Origin of the sequence: Bacillus sp. FSL K6-1005, assembly GCF_038000225.1 — a bacterium.
GTDB lineage: Bacteria > Bacillota > Bacilli > Bacillales > Bacillaceae > Bacillus > Bacillus mojavensis.
The window spans coordinates 316,578-336,988 of sequence record NZ_JBBOBP010000001.1 but is presented as its reverse complement, the minus strand read 5'-3'; the positions used below and the strand labels follow the sequence as shown (position 1 = coordinate 336,988).

Genomic DNA, 20,411 nt, shown 5'->3' with positions numbered 1-20,411 from the left:
TTTCCTTTTATGATTCAGTCATTTGCAAAAAGGCTTCGGCGTCCTGCACGGCCAGCTTGATGGCATTTTCCCAAAAGTCTCTCTTCGTGATGTCTGCGCCTAAATGCTTCATCGCTAAATCTTCTACGGTCATGGATGCCGTATCACACAATAGCGCTATATATTTCTCTTCAAACGTGTTTTTTTCTTCAAGCGCCAGAGCGTAAATGCCGAGGGAAAACAGATAGCCGAACGTATAAGGGTAATTGTAAAACGGCACTCTCGTAATATGAAAGTGGAGCTTTGACGCCCAGAATAGCGGATGATACTCGTCTAAAGCGCCGCAGAACGCTTCTTTTTGCGCCTCTTCCATCAGCTCATTTAAACGGTCCGCCGGCACAATTCCCCGTTTTCGTTCTTCGTAAAATCTCGTTTCAAATAAAAATCTCGCGTGGATATTCATAAAGAAAGCAACGCTTCTTTGCACTTTATCCTCCAAAAGCACAAGCTTTTCTTCCTTTGTTTCCGCCTGATTGACAGTCGCGTCTGCCACAATCATTTCCGCAAAAGTTGACGCAGTTTCCGCTACATTCATAGCATAGGATCGATTTAACGGCCTTACATTGAGCATCGCTTCCTGATGAAAGGCATGCCCGAGTTCATGGGCAAGCGTTGAGACGTTCGAGGCACTGCCGGAAAACGTCATGAAGATACGGGATTCCCCGCTGTCAGGAAAGCTCGTGCAAAAGCCGCCGACTCTTTTCCCGCTTCTGTCCTCGGCTTCAATCCAGCGGTCACGGAACGCCTTTTCTGTAAAGGCGGACAACTTTCGGCCGAACGTGGAAAATTGGCTGATGATTAAGTTTGCGGCTTCATCGTATGAGTATTCCTTCCCGGCAGACCCAATCGGTGCCTCAACGTCGTACCAATTGAGCTTTTCGAGACCAAGCATGGATGCTTTCCGGTTGAGAAACTGAACGAACGGCTGCTTATTTTCAGTAATGACCTGCCACATCGTATCCAGCGTTTCTTTTTTCATCCGGTTGATTTGCAGCGGCTCCTTCAGAACATCCTGCCATCCCCGCGCTTTGTAGGTTTCCAGCCGGAATCCCGCCAAATGATTCAGCGTGCTGCTGAAAATATCCTGTTCCCGCTCCCATGCATGATTGATGCGTTCAAAAACGGTTTTCCTGACAGTACGGTCCTGATGAGACATCATGTTTTCCGCCTGTCCGACAGATAATTGTTTTTCCTCAAACGGAATGGTCATTTTTCCGACAACGATATGATATAAATCATCCCAGGCATGATAGCCGTCAACCGCAAGGCTTCCAATCAGTTTTTCTTTGTCTGGGCTGAGCTTTTCGGCAACCCGTTCTCTTCTTTCATTTAATATGTATGATACCTCTCGCAGCCCGGTTGTTTTGAGCAATTCTTCCCACACGCCTTGATCAATCTCCACAAGTTTATGATCCAATGTGACAAGGGAGGACTGAAAATCTGCGACTAGCTGATGCATGAATGATTTATGCTCATTCGCCTTCTGATCGCTAATGTTCTGTGCCTGAAGACACGAGACAAAAGCACCAGCCTGCTGCAGCTTGACCGAATTTTGTTCAAATGCATCGAGCAATGCGGTCAGCCTTCCAGCATCAGCCGGCGTTTCTGGCGGCTCAAAAGCATCCGTCATGTCTTGAAATGCACGCAGGCTTTGTGACAGCTTTTCAATATATCTCTTGAATTCTTCTGACTGGCTCCCGCCTTTAAAAAACGAATCCAGATCCCATGTTTTGTCTACCCCTTGCAATCCCATGACTCAAAACCCCTTTCCTCATTTGATTTTATTATAGAACAATTCTGAATTATTGTATAAAAATTTCTTTTATAGGCGTCATTCTCTGTGCATCATTGTACAATAGCTGTAGCGCCAAACAGGAGGATATGGAAAATGAATAAAAAAATAGCTATCGTAACAGGAGCGTCAAGCGGTTTTGGTCTGCTGGCGGCAGTCAAACTGGCTCAGTCATTCTTCGTCATTGCCACAGCAAGGCAGCCCGAGAAAGCGGAACAGCTGCGCGGTTTAGCAGCAAAACATCATGTAGCTGACTCCATTCATATCACCGCTCTCGATGTCACTGATGAACACTCGATCGAAGCGTTTGGAAAAACCATAAGTGCGTATGCCCCAATTGATGTACTCGTTAATAACGCGGGTACAGCTTACGGGGGATTTATCGAGGATGTGCCGATGGAGCATTTCAGAAAGCAATTTGAAACGAATGTTTTCGGATTGATCAATGTCACAAAAACTGTCCTGCCTTACATAAGAAAGCATAGCGGGGCAAAGATTATAAACGTAAGCAGTATCAGCGGTTTGACGGGATTTCCGGCACTGTCGCCTTACGCCGCTTCCAAGTATGCATTAGAAGGATTTTCTGAAAGTCTGCGCTTGGAGCTGCTTCCTTTCGGCATTGAAACCGCCCTGATCGAGCCAGGCTCATACAAGACATCGATCTGGACAACATCTTTATCGAATCACATGACTGTGCCGGCTAACGATTCAGCCTATCATCAATACTATAAAAAGATCCTTTCTTATGTTGAAAAAAATGCCGCTGAAAGCGGAGACCCCCAAGAGGTTGCCGACCTCATTTATCAATTAGCGATGAAACAGCGCGTAAAGAAATTGCGTTATCCGATCGGAAAAGGCGTCAAGCTCACCCTGCTATTCCGTGCACTTTTTCCTTGGTCCGCTTGGGAATCTATCTTGAAGAAAAAACTATTCACCCGAACTAAATTATAATTATTATAATTTAGTATTGATTTTTAATTAATATGTGATATAATTAAATTAACAGATCACAAGGAGGACGTAATATTATGAAAACCGAAAACGCAAAAACAAACCTGACATTAGTTGAGAATTCAATGAACACCCAATTATCAAACTGGTTTCTTCTATATTCCAAACTGCACCGTTTTCATTGGTATGTAAAAGGGCCTCACTTCTTTACATTGCATGAAAAATTTGAAGAACTGTATGACCACGCGGCGGAAACTGTAGATACGATTGCTGAGCGCCTGCTGGCTATCGGAGGACAGCCTGTTGCCACTTTAAAAGAATACACTGAGCAAGCATCCATCACAGACGGCGGAAACGAAACGTCAGCTTCAGAAATGGTCCAAGCTTTGGTGAACGACTATAAACAAATCAGCAGCGAGTCTAAATTCGTCATCGGCCTCGCGGAAGAAAATCAAGACAATGCGACAGCAGACTTGTTTGTCGGACTTATAGAAGAAGTCGAAAAACAAGTGTGGATGCTTTCCTCTTATTTAGGCTAAAAAAAAAGCTGAACCCTCTTCGGGTTCAGCTTTTTTGCCAGTTAGCTGCTGAGGCTCTCTGTCTTCTTGGTCAGTGTCACATTCAGGTTTTTCGTTTTTCCGTTGCGTATCACTTGAATTGTTGTTTTATCTCCGACTTTTAAATCTTTATAAAGAATTTGACGGATATCCGCACTGCTTTGGATATCTTTGCCGTTTAATTTGACAATCACATCCTCAGGTTTCATTCCTGCTTTAGCCGCCGGTGAATTTGATTGAACTTCTTTGACGTAGACACCTTTGCTCAATTGATCCCCAAACAGGCCGAGTGTATTTTCCTGATACGTTTCAGGAACTTGTGACATATCAATCATCTGCACGCCTAAGAATGGACGGTCCACTTTTCCATTTTCAAGAAGCTGGTCAACAATTGGCTCTACATCGTTGCTTGGAATCGCAAAACCGAGTGACTCAACCCCGCTTTCACTCACTTTCAGACTGTTGATACCGATCACTTGGCCGTTTGAATTGATTAACGGGCCGCCGCTGTTCCCCGGATTGATTGCGGCGTCTGTTTGCAGCACATTCATTTCAACGGTACCTTGAGTCGTATCGACATCAATCGTCCGGTTAAGTCCGCTAATGATCCCTTGTGTCACTGTTCCTGAGAACTGCTGGCCGAGCGGATTACCGATGGCGATGACTTTTTCACCTGTGCGCAGCTGCGAAGAATCACCGAAGCTCGCCACTTTTTTGACGTTCTTGCTGTTGATTTCCAAAACAGCCAAATCGGTAATTGCATCGCTTCCCACAAGCTTTGCTGTCTCCGTTTTACCATTGTACAGGGTAACAGTCAGCTTATTCGCTCCTTCCACTACGTGGTTGTTTGTAATGATATATGCTTTGTTATTGTCTTTTTTGAAAATAACCCCTGACCCTGTTCCGCTTTCACTTTCTGAACCGGAGCTGCCTTCTGTGCCGAATGTGTTATTATGAGAGGTTTGGATATTTGAGATGCCGACAATCGTCGGCTCTAAGTCCTCTACCATATCAGCCACGTTGGTCGCGTTTGTCACAGGTGTCGTTGTAAAATTGTCGGATTGCACCTGTTTATTTGCGGAAGCCGTCTCGGTTGTCTCATTATGGTCAGACGGCAAATAAGGCGCGATGCCGAGCATCAGTCCGCCGCCGATGATCCCGCCTAAAATCGGGCTCAGCCATGCCGCTCTCCGCTTCTTCTCTTTTTTTACAGCTGTTTCTTTCTTTTCCATTTCTAAAGCGGAAGCCGTTTCTTTTCGTCCCGCTTCATAAGAATGAGGCTGATCAAGCAATTTTTGTTCAGGATGCTCAATCAGCTTCCGGTTATCTGTATTCATGTTTTCTGTATGTGAAGGTTCCGTTTGTTGTTCCCCGTTTTGGTCATCACGTCGGTAATCCATATGCATACACTCCTTATTCGGTTTTTCGTTTATCGTTACATATTCATCGCATGTACAAGTTCAATTGTCCCAATAATGAGGAGAAAAGCAAAGCACCAAAATAGAATATGTTTGATCATCCTGCATCTTCCCCGCTCTTTTTTTCCTTTCTTCCCTTATACACATCATAAACAAACATTGTGGGATAAAAATGAAAAGAATATGTGAAATTATGAAAATTGCCTGCCGTATGTTAAAACTAGTTTATAATGACGTTGAAAGGATGTGAAGGGCCTTGTCATATACCATTTATCTAGTTGAAGATGAGGATAATCTGAATGAATTGCTGACGAAGTATTTAGAGAATGAGGGCTGGAACATTACATCTTTTACGAAAGGCGAAGACGCCAGAAAAAAAATGACGCCGTCTCCCCACCTCTGGATTCTCGATATCATGCTGCCGGATACTGACGGCTATACATTAATAAAAGAAATTAAAGAGAAGGACCCTGACGTGCCGGTCATTTTTATTTCCGCACGAGACGCCGATATTGACAGAGTGCTTGGGTTAGAGCTTGGAAGCAATGACTATATTTCAAAACCATTTCTCCCGCGGGAACTGATTATACGTGTGCAAAAGCTGTTGCAGCTTGTCTATAAGGAAGCGCCGTCCGCACAAAAGAACGAAACTGTCGTCTCCTCCTATCGGGTCGCAGAAGACGCCCGAGAGGTTTATGATGAAAACGGCAATTTGATTAATTTAACGTCGAAGGAATTTGATCTCCTCCTCTTATTTATTCATCATAAAGGACATCCATATTCCCGTGAGGATATTCTCGTAAAGGTATGGGGACATGATTACTTTGGAACTGACCGCGTTGTTGACGATCTTGTCCGGAGGCTGCGTAAAAAGATGCCTGAACTCAAAGTGGAGACCATTTACGGGTTTGGCTACAGGATGATGACATCATGAAAAACAAGCCTCTCTCGTTTCAAATATGGGTTGTCATCTCCGGCATCCTGTTAGCCATATCGATTTTATTGCTTGTTTTATTTTCAAACACGCTGCGTGATTTTTTCACCAATGAAACGTACACCACCATTGAAAATGAACAGCATGTTCTGACCGAGTACCGCCTGCCTGGTTCAATCGAAAGGCGCTATTACAGCGAGGAAGCCACGGCGCCGACGACCGTGCGCTCTGTTCAGCACGTGCTTCTGCCCGAAAACGAAGCGGCTTCTTCAGACAAGGATTTACGAATCCTGTCGTCTGATTTTATCCATAAGGTATACCAGCTGGCTGATAAACAGGAAGCCAAAAAGAAACGATACAGCGCTGAAATTAATGGCGAAAAAGTGTTTTTTGTCATTAAGAAGGGACTTTCCGTAAACGGGCAATCCGCCATGATGCTGTCCTATGCACTTGATTCTTATCGGGACGATCTGGCCTTCACTCTGTTCAAACAGCTGCTGTTTATTATAGCGGTTGTCATTTTATTGAGCTGGATTCCGGCGATTTGGCTTGCGAAATATTTATCAAGGCCTCTCGTTTCGTTTGAAAAGCACGTCAAACGGATTTCAGAACAGGATTGGGATGATCCTGTCATAGTGGATCGGAAAGATGAAATCGGCAAATTGGGGCATACCATCGAAGAGATGCGCCAAAAGCTTGTGCAAAAGGATGAAACAGAAAGAACCCTTTTACAAAATATTTCACACGATTTAAAAACGCCTGTTATGGTGATCAGGGGATACACCCAGTCCATTAAAGACGGGATTTTTCCTAAAGGAGATCTTGAAAATACAGTAGATGTCATTGAAGGTGAAGCCCTTAAGCTGGAGAAAAAAATAAAAGATTTATTATATTTAACAAAGCTCGATTATTTATCTAAGCAAAAAGTACAACATGAAACATTCAGTATTATGGAAGTGACAGAAGAAGTCATTGAAAGACTGAAATGGGCGCGAAAAGAATTATCTTGGGGAATTGATATAGATGAAGACATTCTTATGCCGGGTGATCCCGAGCAATGGAACAAGCTTCTGGAGAACATACTGGAAAATCAAATCCGTTACGCCGCAACAAAGATTGAAATCATCATGAAACAGGATGATCAGAATATCTTTATCACCATTAAAAATGACGGACCGCATATTGAAGATGAGATGCTTTCCAGCCTCTATGAGCCTTTTAATAAAGGGAAGAAAGGCGAATTCGGCATTGGTCTCAGCATCGTAAAACGTATTTTAACTCTTCATAAGGCGTCTATCTCAATTGAAAATGACAAAACGGGTGTAACATACCGCATAGCAGTGCCAAAATAGACTGTAGATATTTTTGCAGTCTATTTTTTATGTGAAAGAATAGCCGTTAAAATCTCTGTAATTCGTTTTGAGCGGCTGTTTGCATTGATGAACCCATTTTTTCTCTGACAACGTCTGCTTCGGATATTTGACTTTTTCCACTTTAATTCCTCTGTTTCGCAAGCGGCTGATCATTTCGTCCAATTCTCTCATTTCAGATTCACCCTTTCGCTTGAGCTTTGACCGTTCGGTCATCTCAATCTATAATATAAATAATACATGATAAAAAAACAAGTTACAATAAGGTTAAATTTAAAACGTATGGTATGACTATATGGTCATATCCTATGTAGGCCTCAAGCTCCGAAAGGGTGGAACCATTTGAAGGAAAAAGAGAAGCTGATTATTGAAACAGCCATTAAACTGTTTGCCCAAAAAGGATATAACGCAACATCAGTTCAAGAAATTGCCAAAGCATGCAAGATTTCAAAAGGCGCTTTTTATATTTATTTTCCTTCTAAAGAAGCGCTGCTTTTATCTATGCTGAATTTCTATTATGATAAAACATTTACCCGTATTTTAAATATTAAAACGAAAGGCGACAGCCCTAGAACAGCTTACCGCAAGCAGCTTACCGTGTTCTATGAAAACATCCTTGAACACAAAGACTTTATTACAATGCAAATGAAGGAAGGTTCTCTGCCTTACACGGATGAAGTAGAGCAATGCGCAAAAAAAATCCGCCAGACTTCCCTTCAATTTCACATTGACAGTCTGTTAAACATATACGGAGAAAAAGCTGAACCTTATACAGCGGAGCTTTGTTTTCTAATAGAAGGGATCAGCCAGATTTACCTGGAATGCATGATTTTGCTCGGGTATACTGTGAAGCCGGATCAATTAGCAGATATCGTTATTAACCGCATTGATGATATGGTTAAAGGCATGTCTGAACGAAACGATGAGCCTTTCATCACATTAGAAGAAGCAAGCTCTTTATTCGGGCCCCTGTCTCACGGACGGCCTGACCCGCTGACTGAATCGATTGTGAAAAGCCTTCGTGAGAAAATAAAAAGCTTGAACACAAACTCCTCCCTTGAATTATCGGAGAGCTTGGACATACTTGAAGCAGAAATGAAGAAAAAAACACCGAAGCTGGTGATCATAAAAGGAATGATCCATAACCTGATGGAGTCGGAAGCTCTCGCAGAAGATGCCGAGCAGCTTACATTTCTCTTGAAACATCAATATATTTAGAAGAACGGCTGCTTCACAAGCAGCCGTTTTTTCTCTATTACGCCTTTGGTTTTACCATATCTTCCGGTTTCACCATTTCGTTAAATTGTTCTTCTGTCAGCAATTCAAGCTTCAAAGCCGCTTCTTTCAGCGTCAATCCCTCTTTATGGGCAAGCTTGGCAATTTTTGCGGCGTTTTCATATCCGATATGCGGATTCAGCGCCGTAACCAGCATTAAGGAATTCGACAAGTTTTCCTGAATCGTTTCTTTATTTGGCTCGATACCGACGGCACACTTATCATGGAAGGAGTTCATTCCGTCACTCAGCAGCTGCACGGATTGCAGGAAGTTGTAAATGATCACAGGTTTAAATACGTTGAGTTCAAAGTTCCCCTGACTTGCGGCAAAGCCGATTGTCGCATCATTCCCCATAATTTGCGCTGCGATCATCGTCAGTGCTTCACTTTGTGTCGGGTTCACTTTTCCAGGCATAATGGAGCTGCCAGGCTCATTTTCAGGAATGACAATCTCCCCGATGCCGCAGCGAGGTCCGCTCGCAAGCCATCTGACATCATTTGCGATTTTCATTAAATCAGCGGCAAGAGCTTTTAAGGCGCCGTGTGCATATGTGATTTCGTCATGGCTTGTCAGCGCGTGGAATTTATTCGACGAGCTGTTAAACGTTTGACCTGTCAGTTTCGTGATCTCCTCTGAAACAAGCTCTCCAAATTCCGGGTGAGCATTGATTCCTGTTCCGACAGCTGTACCTCCGATTGCAAGCGCACGCATTTTGTCTGTCGCTTCTAAAATCATTTCCTTCGAGCGATCGAGCATGTGCACCCATCCGCTGATTTCCTGTCCAAGCGTCAGAGGTGTGGCATCCTGAAGATGCGTACGTCCGATTTTTACAATATCATTGTATGCTTTCGCTTTTTCGTCTAACGTATTGCGAAGCTGATCAAGCGCAGGCACAAGCTGTTCATAGACAGATAAAACGGCAGCAACGTGCATCGCTGTCGGGAACGTATCGTTTGAGCTTTGGCTGCGGTTAACGTCATCATTTGGATGAATTGTTTGATCAGAGTTCTTTTCTTTTAATAACGCGGTCGCGCGATTGGCCACCACTTCGTTCATGTTCATGTTGCTTTGTGTTCCGCTTCCGGTCTGCCATACAACAAGCGGGAAGTTATCATCATATTTGCCTTTGAGCACATCATCACAAACTGCTGCAATGGCTTCCGCTTTTTCCGCATCTAGGTTGCCTAAGCGTTTATTAGCGATCGCCGTGCTGCGTTTCAATATTGCAAACGCCTTCACAACACGCATCGGCATTTTTTCAGAACCAATCTTGAAGTTCTCCTTGCTTCGCTGTGTTTGAGCGCCCCAAAATTTATCAGCAGGAACTTTTACTTCTCCCATGGTGTCTCTTTCAATTCTGTAGTCCATTTTATGTATCCCTCCATAACGGTTGCTTCAATAGATCAAATTCGCCAGTGATATAAAAAATCCTTTTTATTTTTCGATCTTGGCAGATTTTAATTTTAATTCAAGATATACGCGGGAGTCCTTTGAATATTTGTACTTCGGATTCGTTCGCCCGTACTCCCTTGATGTATAAGAGACATCGTAATGCTTTTCAAATGATTTAATGAGCTGTTCTATTTCTTCTTGTTTTCCTGCAAGTCTTACCTGTGCCACTTCATATCCTCCGCTTTCATAAAAAAACTTCTGCCATAAAATACTGTAACACAGTATATCATTTTTTTAACAGGAAAAGATAACCTCTACTAAGGTTTTGGACAAGAGGTGACCTCGTTGGAACAAACAGAGTTTAAGGAATATATACACGATAATTTGGCATTGGTGCTTCCAAAATTAAAAGAAAACGATGATCTGGTGAAAAACAAAAAAATGCTGGCAAACGGACTTGTTTTTTACTTTCTCTACTTTAGTGAATTGAATGACCAGCAGAAGGTTTTAGAATCGATTAAAACCTTAATGGAGGATGAGGAGACGCTGACGCTTGACCAGGTCAAAAAACGTCTCGACCAAATTGACGCAAGGCCGGTAGAAACGGCCGAAAAAACGGTTAAGGAAATTCTCAGCGGCAATTGCGCGGTGTTTGTGAATGGCCTCAACAAAGCCTATATTCTGTCCACAGAAAAGAAACAAACAAGAAGCCTGACAGAACCGACAACTGAAAAAGTGGTTCGCGGACCAAAGGTTGCGTTTGTGGAGGACATCGATACAAATCTTGCGCTAATCAGACAAAGAACCTCTCATCCGAAACTCATTACCAAAAAAATCATGATCGGCGAAAACAAGCTGAAGTCGGCGGCGATGATGTACATTGAAGGCAAAGCAAAAAAGTCCGTTGTAAAAGAGGTAAAAGCGCGGCTTAACAATATCAAACTGGAGGATATCCAGGACAGCGGAACACTTGAAGAACTTATTGAAGATAATAAATACTCGCCATTTCCGCAAATTCAAAATACGGAAAGGCCCGATAAAGTTTCGTCCGCCCTGTTCAACGGCCGGGTTGCGATTTTGGTGGACAGTTCCCCATTTGTGCTTTTGGTGCCGGTTTCTCTCGGTGTACTGATGCAATCTCCGGATGATTACTACGAACGCTGGATCTCGGCATCCCTCATCCGGTCGCTGCGTTTTGCTTCTATATTCATCACCTTGTTTTTATCATCGATTTATATCGCGCTCGTGTCGTTTCATCAAGGGCTGCTGCCGACCGCGCTCGCCGTCACGATTTCGGCAAACAGGGAAAACGTGCCGTTTCCTCCGATATTTGAAGCCTTGCTGATGGAAGTGACGATCGAGCTGCTCAGAGAAGCCGGGCTGCGTCTTCCCAATCCACTTGGCCAGACGATCGGCCTCGTTGGGGGCGTAGTCATCGGACAAGCTGCGGTAGAAGCGAATCTCGTCAGTTCGATTATGGTCATTGTCGTCAGTGTCATTGCCCTTGCATCCTTTACCGTTCCCCAATACGGAATGGGGCTGTCTTTCCGGGTGCTGCGTTTTATTTCGATGTTTTCCGCCGCAATACTCGGGCTGTACGGGATTATTTTATTTATGCTGGTCATTTATACGCACCTAACGAGACAAACGAGCTTTGGGTCTCCGTATTTTTCGCCAAATGGATTTTTCAGCCTGAAAAATACAGAGGATTCCATTATCCGTCTCCCAATTAAAAACAAACCAAAAGAGGCGAATAATCCAAATGAGCCAAAAACAGACTCCACTCAAACTTAATACCTTTCAAGGTATTTCTGTTGTTGCAAATACAATGCTCGGTGCCGGTCTTTTAACATTGCCCCGAGCGCTGACCACTAAGGGTAATACTCCCGACGGCTGGATCGTGTTGATATTAGAAGGTGTCATTTTCATTTTTTTCATTTATTTAAACACGCTCATTCAGAAAAAACATCAATATCCCTCACTGTTTGAGTATTTGCGGGAAGGCCTTGGGAAATGGATTGGCAGCATCATGGGGCTTTTGATCTCCTGCTATTTTATCGGAGTGGCCAGTTTTGAAACCAGGGCGATGGCTGAAATGGTGAAGTTTTTCCTTCTGGAGAAAACGCCGATTCAAATCATTATTTTAACGTTTATCTGCTGCGGCATCTATTTAATTGTTGGGGGGCTAAGTGATGTTTCGCGGCTGTTTCCCTTTTATTTAACGATTACGATTATTATATTGCTGATCGTGTTTGGGATCAGTTTTAAAATTTTTGACATCAATAATTTGCGCCCTGTTTTAGGTGAGGGCTTGGGGCCCATTGCGAACTCCCTAACTGTCGTTTCCATCTCTTTTTTAGGAATGGAAGTGATGCTGTTTCTTCCTGAACATATGAAGAAAAAGAAATACACATTCAGATACGCGGCTATTGGCTTTATGATTCCGATTATATTATATATCCTGACATATATTATCGTTGTCGGGGCTTTGACAGCTCCTGAGGTGAAATCGCTGGTCTGGCCGACCATTTCTCTCTTTCAATCCTTTGAGCTTAAAGGCATATTCATTGAACGGTTTGAATCGTTTTTACTGGTCGTCTGGATTATTCAGTTTTTCACAACGTTTGTCGTTTACGGGTATTTTGCCGCTAACGGACTGAAGAAGACGTTTGGAATATCGACTAAAAAAAGCATGGTTCTCATTGGCGCGGCTGTCTATTACTTTTCTCTATGGCCGGATGACTCTAATCAGGTCATGATGTATAGCGATTATCTCGGATACATTTTCGTCTGCCTGTTTTTACTTCCCTTCATTCTCTTTTTCATCGTAGCTGTCAAAAGGAGGATTACAGCAAAATGAAAATCCGGATTTTAAGTATTTTCATATGCGCCCTCTTACTGTCCGGATGCTGGGACAGCAAGAATATCGAAGAATTAAGCTTGGTGATCGGAGTAGGCTTAGACAAGCCGGATGATCATAATTTACAACTGACACAGCAAATTCTTGTGCCGAAAAAAATCAGTTCAAAGGAAGGCTCTTCATCTGATCCGACACAGATTGCTGTCACAAAGGGTGAAACAGTCCATCAAATGATGAGAACATCGGCATTAAAGCACAATCCTACGTTTTCCCAGCATTTACGTCTCATTTTATTTTCCAAGGGCGTGCTTGAAGATTTTCGAATGGACTCGATCATTAATCAATTTGTCAGAGACAACGGGACAAGGCGGAGTTCATATGTGTTTGTCACCGATGGCCGCACGAAGGACATATTTAAGATGAATGATGAAGGCGAGCCCGCATCCAATGTGATTTATAATCTGACAGAGAATGGAAAGGTAACCATCAGAATGATGGAGCCTGTTACATTGGGGGAGATTTCAGAACACTTGACCTCTGACGATTCGTTCCTCATTCCCCATGTCGGTGAGGAAAACGGCAAACTCGCAATCAACGGAGCTGCTATCATAAAAGATAAGTTATGGAGCAGAAATTTAACACCGGGTGAAGTCCAAAATATTAACTTATTTACCGGCGCGGTCAAAGGCGGCGTCATTGATTTGAAACGTAATGGCTACCTTTTTTCTTATGAAGTGTATTCCAGCAATCGTAAGATCAAGACAGCCTACAAGGACGGAAAGTTTATATTCACCGTCACACGTAATATTGAAGGGCGTTTATCCGAGGATTGGAATCCTAATGAAGATTCGTTTAAGGATTCATATATCAAAGATATTGAAAAAACAGTCGAAAAACGATTAGAAGAAACAGTAACAGCATTTATTAAGGGCACGCTGCAGAAAGAGATCAAAACAGACGTGACCGGACTGGGTAACGAAGTCAGAATCCATTATCCTCAGAAATGGAAGAAGATTTCAAAAAAATGGGATGATCATTTCAGCAATGCGGAAATAAAATATCATGTCAATGTGGTCGTCAGAGACTTCGGAACGAAGGGCGCGTCTAAATAACCGACGCCTATTTCACGAGGTGATTGCGGTGTGCGTAGACGGCTGCTTGTGTCCGGTCGCTGACATCCAGCTTTGATAAAATATTGGTGATGTGGGTTTTGACTGTTTTGATCGTGATAAACAGCTCCTCACCTATCTCTTTATTTGTTTTTCCTTCTGCAATCAGACAGAGAATCTCAAGCTCCCGTTTCGTGAGGGATTCATGCGGGAGCGCGTTTTCACCTGAGTGGCGCAGCCGGGATAATACTTTCCCCGCCACTTTTGATTCTAGCTTCGGCTCTCCCTTGCTTGCGGCACGGATCGCATCAGCGATTTCGGCCGCTTTTGATGTTTTTAGTAAGTAGCTGAGCGCTCCCGCTTCAATAACAGGATACACTTTATCATCATCAATGAAGCTTGTGAGCACAATAATTTTCGGATCGGAAAGCTTCTGGCAAATTTGCTTTGTCGCTTCAATGCCGTCCATGCCTTCCATGACAAGATCCATTAAGATCACATCAGGCTGTAATTCAACAGCAAGCTGTACACCCTCGCTGCCATCAGACGCTTCGCCGATGACATCTATATCGGGCTGCGCCTCCAAAAAAGCGGCGAGTCCCATTCTGACCATTTCATGATCATCAATCAACAATACTCGAATCACGTTCGTTCTCTCCTTTTTCTTCCGGGAAAATCGGGACCTTTACTTCAATTTGTGTGCCTTTTCCTTCAACCGAAATCACCTCGGCGACTCCGCCGATTTCGCTTGCACGTTCTTTCATCGAATTCAAGCCGTAGGATGACGCTTTTACCTGCTCCATCTTGAATCCTTTTCCGTTATCAATGACCTTCAGCCGCAGCTGATTGTTTTTTGCGCCGAGAATCACGGATACTTTTGAGGCTTTTGAGTGCCTGAATACATTGGAAAGAGCCTCTTGTACGATCCTGAATAAATGATCCTCTACGCCTTTGGAAATCGGCGTATCCTGTATGTCCCATTCGATATCAAGCGGCTGTTTTTTCCGAAACTCGTCCAAAAGCTCCGTAAGCCCCTCCTTCAGCCCCTTCCCTTCGAGCGTCACAGGTCTTAAATGGAGCAGCAGCGCCCTCATTTCATTTTGGGCTTCTCCCGCCATATGCTCTACCATCTTGATCCGTTTCACCGTTTTATCATCCGTATCTTTTACGTGTTCTAATACAGCGGAGGTCATCATCGATATCGCAAAGAGCTGCTGGCTGACAGCATCGTGCAGATCTCTGGCCAATCGCTGGCGTTCTTCTGTGATGACTGATTTTTTCATTTGCACCTGCCATTCAGCCCGTTCATTTGAAAGCTTTTGCAGGGAAGCTACTTGAAGTTCAACCCGCTTCGCCATTTCATTCAGCTGATCGGCTGCAAGCCCGATTTCATCGTCACCGAGCGGCGGTATACGATAAGCGAAGTTGCCATTTTCAAATGTTAAAATCGATTCAATTAATGTATCGACCCTTGTTTTCAGCCGGTTGCCGTACATGTACCCTGACGCAAAACCGATCGTAAGGCTGATCAGCACCAAAATCAGGATAAACGGAATCCCGAACCAGCTTGACGACAGCAACACAAATGGATCGAGCCGATAGTAAACCATCATAAAAGAAATCAAGCAGACAAATAGAAGCAGACTGATTCCCGTTGTCATGCGAATGGCACGCCATTGGAGACTGGCAAGCAGTTTTTTTCTCATACGTATTTCACATCCACATCACCGATAAATAGGGAGACGGATACTTTCACCCGGCGTTTGGACTCGCTGAAATCAGAAGACGCGGCGTATACCTTCGTGCTTAATCCGCTTTTCTTCGAGCCAATCAGATTAATGTCGCCGATAAAAACGGACGAGCTGACAGCCACTTCAAGATCTGATGGAACATAAATATCAACGTTTCCGATCACTCCGCTGATGACAATGGTGCTCTCTCCCTCCGGAATCATCGCTTTTGACAAGTCGATTTTCACATCGCCGATAAAACCCGATACAGTTAAATCATTCAGATCAAACGGCTGCTTCATCATCAGAAGTTCGCCGATAAAAAAGCTTCGCATGTCAGGATGTTTCACATCTTTTGGGGGCTCGGACTGTTTTTCTTTTTTCGTTAAATCGGTAGGTTTCTCATTCGGTTCAAAAATAGGCTTTCCTTTCACAAGCCGGTAGCCGGCGTAAATTAAAAATGCGGCAAAAGCGTAGCCAAATAAGTTAAAGGTGATGCTGAACAGATTTTTCAAAAATAAGAAAGCGGCAAAGATGTACATGACGGACCCAAGCCAGTCACGAGAGTATTTTTTCAAAAAATAACCGGCAATCAGAAAAAAGAGCGGCCAAAACAGCAGATCGCCTACTCCGATAATTTGCAAAAACATGCTGATGCCAAATAAAGCAATGATAAGTCCAAGAAGCTGTTTTTTTGTCATTCTGGTTGTTCCGCCTCCTTTCTTCTGCCAGATGCTACCGTATCGCTACATCCCCGCTGCCTGTTTTAATATCGACTAGATGCTGTCCGCTTCCTTGTAAGCCTGTGATTTGATGATGATCTTTATGTGTTGTATCAGCAAATGGGTACGCCGAACTGACGCTTCCGCTCTCTGAAGCAGCATTGACTTTGAAACTGCCGTTTTCGGGAAGCTCCAGATTCACATCACCGCTCGTCAATGTGACAGCTGAAGAGCCCGCTGCCTTTTTTAAATCCGCGTCAACGTTTCCTGATGTCATCCGTATATCAAGTGAGCCTGAAACACCATCCAAGTTTGCGTCGCCTGAAGTTAAGCGGATGCTGGCTGTTTTAGCGTCTGTATTTGATATCGACACATCTCCTGAAGAGCCCTTCACCTCCAGCTCCTGTAGGCGGATACCCGTTACGGTCATATTCCCGCTTGCAGATGCTGCGTTCAGCTTAGAAAGCGTGAGATGTTTATTACCGTCTACAGACACGTCGCCGCTTGAGGTTCTCACAGCCAAACCGCCTTTGTACGTGTATGGAATGCGGACGACAAGGGCAGATCGATGAAATCCATTCAAAAATTGAAATTCTTTTTCCTTTGCCGTCAGCTCCAGCTTTCTTCTCTTTTCAGCCACAAACAATTTCCCCGAGTCACCTGAGATGGTTGCTGATATGTCATTACGCTCTTCCGCTATGATCTTCACATTCTTGTGATCCGATTCAATGATTACGCTATCGAACTCATGCGGTGAAGCACTGGCTGAATCAGCTTCAGTGCCGTTTATGAATGAAAGACCTTCAGCAAACACGTCTTTGATAACAACCGCAGAAAAAATAAGAATACCGGCAATGATCAGCAGTTTGCCCAGCATTTTTTTCATTTGTTTTCATCCTTCTCATTTATTCTATTATAAAGGAAAAGCCTGTGAATGAATACGTGCGGAAGGGAAGGACTTGACGAAAACCCTTCCCTGTCCTGTTTATTCATTTGCTGCATGTGAGGTTTGATCTGATTTTTTCAAAGAGAGTTCCCGCATCTTTTCGATTTCAGCTTCTACTTCGTCTGCAAATTCACTTTGGCTCGTTTCTGTGCCGGCTTCCGCTGACTTCGAATAATCGGCACGGATTTCCAATTCCTCAATTCGGTTTTCTATCCGGAGAAATTCCCGATACGCGCTTTCACTGTCAATTTTGTCGAATGTCGCGTTCATATGCTCTTTTGCTTTTGCAGCGTTTGCCCGGGCAATCAGCGCCTGTTTTTTATCCTTTACGTCCTGTAGCCTTGTTTCAAGTGTGGCAAGCTGTTCTTTCAGCTCAGCCAGCTGGCTGCTTGCCTGTTCATAGGAAGCTTTGTGCTCTGCTGCCTTTCCCTCTAAATACTTCATTTCTGTCAGCGCTTTTTTTGCAAGCTCTTCTTCACCGGCATCAAAAGCGAGCTGAGCTTGATTCTTACGCTTTCCAGCCACTTCATTTGCTTCTTCATATTTTTTCTTAAATTGATAGGCGATCGTATGCTGTTTGACGATCGTTTGTTTTGCTTTTGCAATATCGCTTTCCATATCACGAACGTACTGATTCAACATCACCTTAGGATTCTCCAGTTTATCCAAGCCTTCATGAACTGACGCAACAAACATATCTCTCATTCTTTTTAATACCATACCGTTATTCCTCCTCATATCATGTGTTATTTTTTCTTTAAGAAATTTTCCCATTCGTCATCAAAATGAGACTGGTAGCCGGCAGAAGCTGGTTCAGGGTCAAAGCTTGACATATCGCTTTCCGCGGATCCGTTTTTCATCAGTTTCCAGCCGTAATACACCATAGCAGCCGCGAGTGCAATGCCGACGAGAAACGGAAGTGAGCAAATGAGCATCATCGCCCCGATTCCGCCCAAGATGATACCTGTGATGGTTTTGCCTGCTGCGAATCTTTTAATTCCCGCGTATGTCAGCAATCCTCCGATCGCAAGCGGAATGATAAAGCCGAAGCTGCCGCCCCCAAAAAAGACGGAGATTCCAAATACAATTAATAAGAATCCGCCTATCGTTTTCTTGTTGATCTTCATGCAGATCCTCCTTTCGTTTTCCTTGTCTTCATCTTATACAAAACACAAGATGAGCAAAACGAATCAGAGATTGATTTTTGGATAAGACCAGAGTCGTAGACAGCACCGGACCCAGCGGCATAAAAAAAGCCATGCACGAGGCATGGCATCTTCAAAAACCTTTACATATGAACACTTGCTTCCCTTTCTTTTACCAAATCGGATTGTTCTGCTTTGGCCAGCTTTGTAAACAGAAGAATTCCAATCCCCGCGATAATTTCCACAACTCCCCCGGCAGCGATCACATTTCCTGAACCAAAAGCGGTTGCGGCATATCCGCAAATGACAGCGCCGGCCGGAATTGAAATATTTGAGATCATATGTATGACGGCATAAACTTGCGGCTGGTCCTCACTATCGACAGATGTCTGTATAATTGTATACTCGGGAACATTGATCGCACTGACTGCAGCGCCAAATGTAAAAGCGGCGAAAAAGACGAGCGGCAAAAAGGTATTCATTCCGGTAATAAAGAAAGCGAATCCTTCAATGATGCCGGCGGTTACGAAAAGCAGTCCGTACTTGTTTACTTTTACTTTTGTCAGTACAAATCCCAATAAAAACGCGCCTATTGCGGTGGTGGCTTTTAATAGCGAATACACAATCGGCTGTCCGTTTAAATCCTCCGCAACATATACAGCGGAGAGCGCTTCCCAAGGGGCTGCCGCGAAATTCATAAAGATACAATAGATAGCAAGCGGATATAAGATTTGATGTTTTCTGACTAGGACAAAACCGCGTTTCAGTCTGCCAAAATATGTACCTCTCTGTGCAACGGCCGCTGATTCCGATTTTGTTTCAACAGCAGTGTATTTGATAAAGAGAACAAGAAAACCAGAAATAAGATAAAGTACGAGAGCCATAAGCATTGTATAAGAAGGACTGATAAACGTAAGGAGAGCGCCGCATAGTGTCACAGCTCCAAGCCGGACAATTTGGGCGGACGACTGCAGCACAGCATTTGCTTTTTGAATGCCTTTTTCATCTACAATTTGCGGGATTAAAGCAATTGAAGCAGGATTATAGGCAGCGCCAGTAGCTGAATGCACAATCATAAGAGTCATAACAAACCACAGCGGAGAGAATCCGCCGAAATGGCAGAGCGGAATGATTAAAACAACCGCGGCTCTTGTCAGGTCTGAAAAGTACATCCAGAATTTCAATGTATTCTGTTTCATGAAAGGACCCGTCACAGGTGCTAAAACAGCTTCCGGCAAAAAGGTGACAGCAATCAATAAAGCAGTTCCGATCGCACCTTCACCGTCAAAAATTAAAAACCATAATATCGAATTAAATGCGAACATATCGCCGGAAATCTTGACTATTCTTGAGAAGAAAAGGAAGTTGAAATTTCTCTTCCAGACGCTATCACTTTCAATGAATCTCACCATCAATCAGAGCCCCCCCACTGCCTATTTTTTACATCAATTTGTTACAATATCTCATTTTTCCATTTTTCAGTCAATAATTCATAAGGTTCATTTTTTGTCGTAAAAAGGGAAATTGACAAAATGAAAAAATAAAAAGCCGGCATGTATTGAAAATGCCAGCTTTCATTCATGTTTTTTTAATCCGCTGCTGTTTCGATCGCGAAACACAATAGCGCTTCTTTCATACTCCACGTCGTCAATACCGCTTCTCACATTGACAACCCGTGCTGCGGCAAAGAAATAGTCGGACAATCGATTGAGATAACGGAGCACCATTTCATGGATCTCTTCCGTTTTCATCAGCGCCACCACTTGACGTTCCGCCCGCCTTGTAATGGTGCGCGCCACATGGAGAAGCGAAGCGGCCTTTGATCCGCCCGGAAGAATAAATCTCTTTAGTTCAGGTGCCTCTTCTGTATAGGCATCGATTCGCATTTCTAAAAAGGAGACGGATTCTTCCTTCAACTTATAGTCTCTTTTTTCTGTGATGATTGCCAGATCGCCCCCGCAGTCAAAGAGCTCGTGCTGGATGTTGAGCAGCTCGGCCGTTAGATCCTCAAAGCCACGCTTTCCGGAGAGCTCAGCCAAGGCCAGCCCGACAAAACTGTTCAGCTCATCAATCGTGCCGTAGCTTTCTACTCGGAGGCTGTCCTTATCTGTTCTGCCTCCGATTAAGCTCGTTTGCCCGTTATCGCCTGTTTTTGTATATAGTTTCATCA

21 protein-coding genes are annotated in these 20,411 nt (G+C 43.7%); 8 read left to right on the top strand and 13 right to left on the bottom strand.

The features are described 5' to 3' along the window. Positions 1-7: 7 nt before the first annotated feature. Positions 8-1,792 (bottom strand): M3 family oligoendopeptidase, encoded by a 1,785-nt coding sequence (locus tag NST16_RS01615; RefSeq protein ID WP_340883667.1) that lies wholly within the window; start codon positions 1,790-1,792, stop codon positions 8-10. Between the two features lie 135 nt (positions 1,793-1,927). Here NST16_RS01615 and NST16_RS01610 point away from each other — a divergent pair, with 135 nt between their 5' ends. Together NST16_RS01610 and mrgA are read left to right on the top strand one after the other, a co-directional pair. Then, on the top strand, positions 1,928-2,782 hold the full coding sequence (locus NST16_RS01610) for an oxidoreductase (RefSeq protein ID WP_268504670.1): 855 nt from the start codon (positions 1,928-1,930) through the stop codon (positions 2,780-2,782). Between the two features lie 77 nt (positions 2,783-2,859). Then, entirely contained in the window at positions 2,860-3,321 is a 462-nt protein-coding gene (mrgA, locus tag NST16_RS01605) for a metalloregulation DNA-binding stress protein MgrA (RefSeq protein ID WP_268447220.1), read from the top strand. A 41-nt stretch (positions 3,322-3,362) separates the two neighbouring features. Here mrgA and NST16_RS01600 read toward each other — a convergent pair whose 3' ends face one another. Next, positions 3,363-4,739 (bottom strand): S1C family serine protease, encoded by a 1,377-nt coding sequence (locus NST16_RS01600; RefSeq protein WP_326196756.1) that lies wholly within the window; start codon positions 4,737-4,739, stop codon positions 3,363-3,365. Between the two features lie 274 nt (positions 4,740-5,013). Here NST16_RS01600 and cssR point away from each other — a divergent pair, with 274 nt between their 5' ends. Then, entirely contained in the window at positions 5,014-5,691 is a 678-nt protein-coding gene (cssR, locus tag NST16_RS01595) for a secretion stress-responsive two-component system response regulator CssR (protein WP_168748709.1), read from the top strand. Continuing rightward, positions 5,688-7,043: a secretion stress-responsive two-component system sensor histidine kinase CssS gene (cssS, locus tag NST16_RS01590; RefSeq protein ID WP_339178119.1), complete on the top strand. Its 1,356-nt coding sequence runs from the start codon at positions 5,688-5,690 to the stop codon at positions 7,041-7,043. The genes cssR and cssS overlap by 4 nt, the downstream gene beginning before the upstream one ends. A gap of 27 nt (positions 7,044-7,070) precedes the next feature. On the opposite strand, the gene spxO is transcribed toward cssS, so the two are convergent. Beyond that, positions 7,071-7,235 carry an anti-adapter protein SpxO gene (spxO, locus tag NST16_RS01585; RefSeq protein WP_003221681.1) on the bottom strand — a complete coding sequence of 55 codons (165 nt, stop codon included), beginning with the start codon at positions 7,233-7,235 and terminating at the stop codon, positions 7,071-7,073. Between the two features lie 168 nt (positions 7,236-7,403). Between spxO and NST16_RS01580 the strand changes: the two genes are divergently transcribed. Then, complete coding sequence (locus tag NST16_RS01580; RefSeq protein WP_168748710.1) at positions 7,404-8,279, top strand: TetR/AcrR family transcriptional regulator; 876 nt, start codon at positions 7,404-7,406, stop codon at positions 8,277-8,279. 37 nt (positions 8,280-8,316) lie between these two features. Here NST16_RS01580 and fumC read toward each other — a convergent pair whose 3' ends face one another. Together fumC and NST16_RS01570 are read right to left on the bottom strand one after the other, a co-directional pair. Further along, positions 8,317-9,705 (bottom strand): class II fumarate hydratase, encoded by a 1,389-nt coding sequence (gene fumC / locus NST16_RS01575; RefSeq protein WP_010331827.1) that lies wholly within the window; start codon positions 9,703-9,705, stop codon positions 8,317-8,319. A 66-nt stretch (positions 9,706-9,771) separates the two neighbouring features. After that, positions 9,772-9,957 carry a YvzF family protein gene (locus NST16_RS01570; protein ID WP_010331829.1) on the bottom strand — a complete coding sequence of 62 codons (186 nt, stop codon included), beginning with the start codon at positions 9,955-9,957 and terminating at the stop codon, positions 9,772-9,774. A gap of 117 nt (positions 9,958-10,074) precedes the next feature. On the opposite strand from NST16_RS01570, the gene NST16_RS01565 reads away from it, so the two are divergent. From NST16_RS01565 to NST16_RS01555, 3 genes are read left to right on the top strand one after another with little or no spacing between them, the layout of a single operon-like run. Continuing rightward, positions 10,075-11,523 (top strand): spore germination protein, encoded by a 1,449-nt coding sequence (locus tag NST16_RS01565; protein WP_340883661.1) that lies wholly within the window; start codon positions 10,075-10,077, stop codon positions 11,521-11,523. Then, positions 11,492-12,589, top strand: a complete 1,098-nt coding sequence (locus NST16_RS01560; protein ID WP_340883660.1) for a spore germination protein — start codon at positions 11,492-11,494, stop codon at positions 12,587-12,589. The genes NST16_RS01565 and NST16_RS01560 overlap by 32 nt, the downstream gene beginning before the upstream one ends. Continuing rightward, positions 12,586-13,701, top strand: a complete 1,116-nt coding sequence (locus NST16_RS01555) for a Ger(x)C family spore germination protein (RefSeq protein ID WP_286057992.1) — start codon at positions 12,586-12,588, stop codon at positions 13,699-13,701. The genes NST16_RS01560 and NST16_RS01555 overlap by 4 nt, the downstream gene beginning before the upstream one ends. Before the next feature lie 7 nt (positions 13,702-13,708). Here NST16_RS01555 and liaR read toward each other — a convergent pair whose 3' ends face one another. From liaR to NST16_RS01515, 8 genes are all read right to left on the bottom strand, one after another. Then, positions 13,709-14,344 (bottom strand): two-component system response regulator LiaR, encoded by a 636-nt coding sequence (gene liaR / locus NST16_RS01550; protein ID WP_168748715.1) that lies wholly within the window; start codon positions 14,342-14,344, stop codon positions 13,709-13,711. Continuing rightward, positions 14,322-15,404, bottom strand: coding sequence for a two-component system sensor histidine kinase LiaS (liaS, locus tag NST16_RS01545; protein ID WP_168748716.1), 1,083 nt, complete (start codon positions 15,402-15,404; stop codon positions 14,322-14,324). Before liaS ends, liaR begins: the two co-directional genes overlap by 23 nt. Then, the gene (gene liaF, locus NST16_RS01540) at positions 15,401-16,129 is read right to left on the bottom strand and encodes a LiaRS two-component regulatory system accessory protein LiaF (protein ID WP_326196751.1); all 729 of its coding nucleotides are present in this window, start codon (positions 16,127-16,129) and stop codon (positions 15,401-15,403) included. Before liaF ends, liaS begins: the two co-directional genes overlap by 4 nt. Before the next feature lie 34 nt (positions 16,130-16,163). Then, a complete protein-coding gene (gene liaG, locus NST16_RS01535; protein WP_340883657.1) occupies positions 16,164-17,036 on the bottom strand; it encodes a LiaG family protein in 873 nt (290 codons plus the stop codon). A gap of 99 nt (positions 17,037-17,135) precedes the next feature. Continuing rightward, positions 17,136-17,816 carry a stress responsive protein LiaH gene (gene liaH / locus NST16_RS01530; RefSeq protein ID WP_010331838.1) on the bottom strand — a complete coding sequence of 227 codons (681 nt, stop codon included), beginning with the start codon at positions 17,814-17,816 and terminating at the stop codon, positions 17,136-17,138. Between the two features lie 26 nt (positions 17,817-17,842). After that, positions 17,843-18,223: a cell envelope stress-induced membrane anchor protein LiaI gene (gene liaI / locus NST16_RS01525; RefSeq protein WP_010331839.1), complete on the bottom strand. Its 381-nt coding sequence runs from the start codon at positions 18,221-18,223 to the stop codon at positions 17,843-17,845. A 161-nt stretch (positions 18,224-18,384) separates the two neighbouring features. Further along, a complete protein-coding gene (locus NST16_RS01520; RefSeq protein WP_010331840.1) occupies positions 18,385-19,653 on the bottom strand; it encodes an MFS transporter in 1,269 nt (422 codons plus the stop codon). Positions 19,654-19,815: 162 nt separating this feature from the next. Further along, positions 19,816-20,409 carry a cob(I)yrinic acid a,c-diamide adenosyltransferase gene (locus NST16_RS01515; protein WP_340888248.1) on the bottom strand — a complete coding sequence of 198 codons (594 nt, stop codon included), beginning with the start codon at positions 20,407-20,409 and terminating at the stop codon, positions 19,816-19,818. Positions 20,410-20,411: the final 2 nt, after the last annotated feature.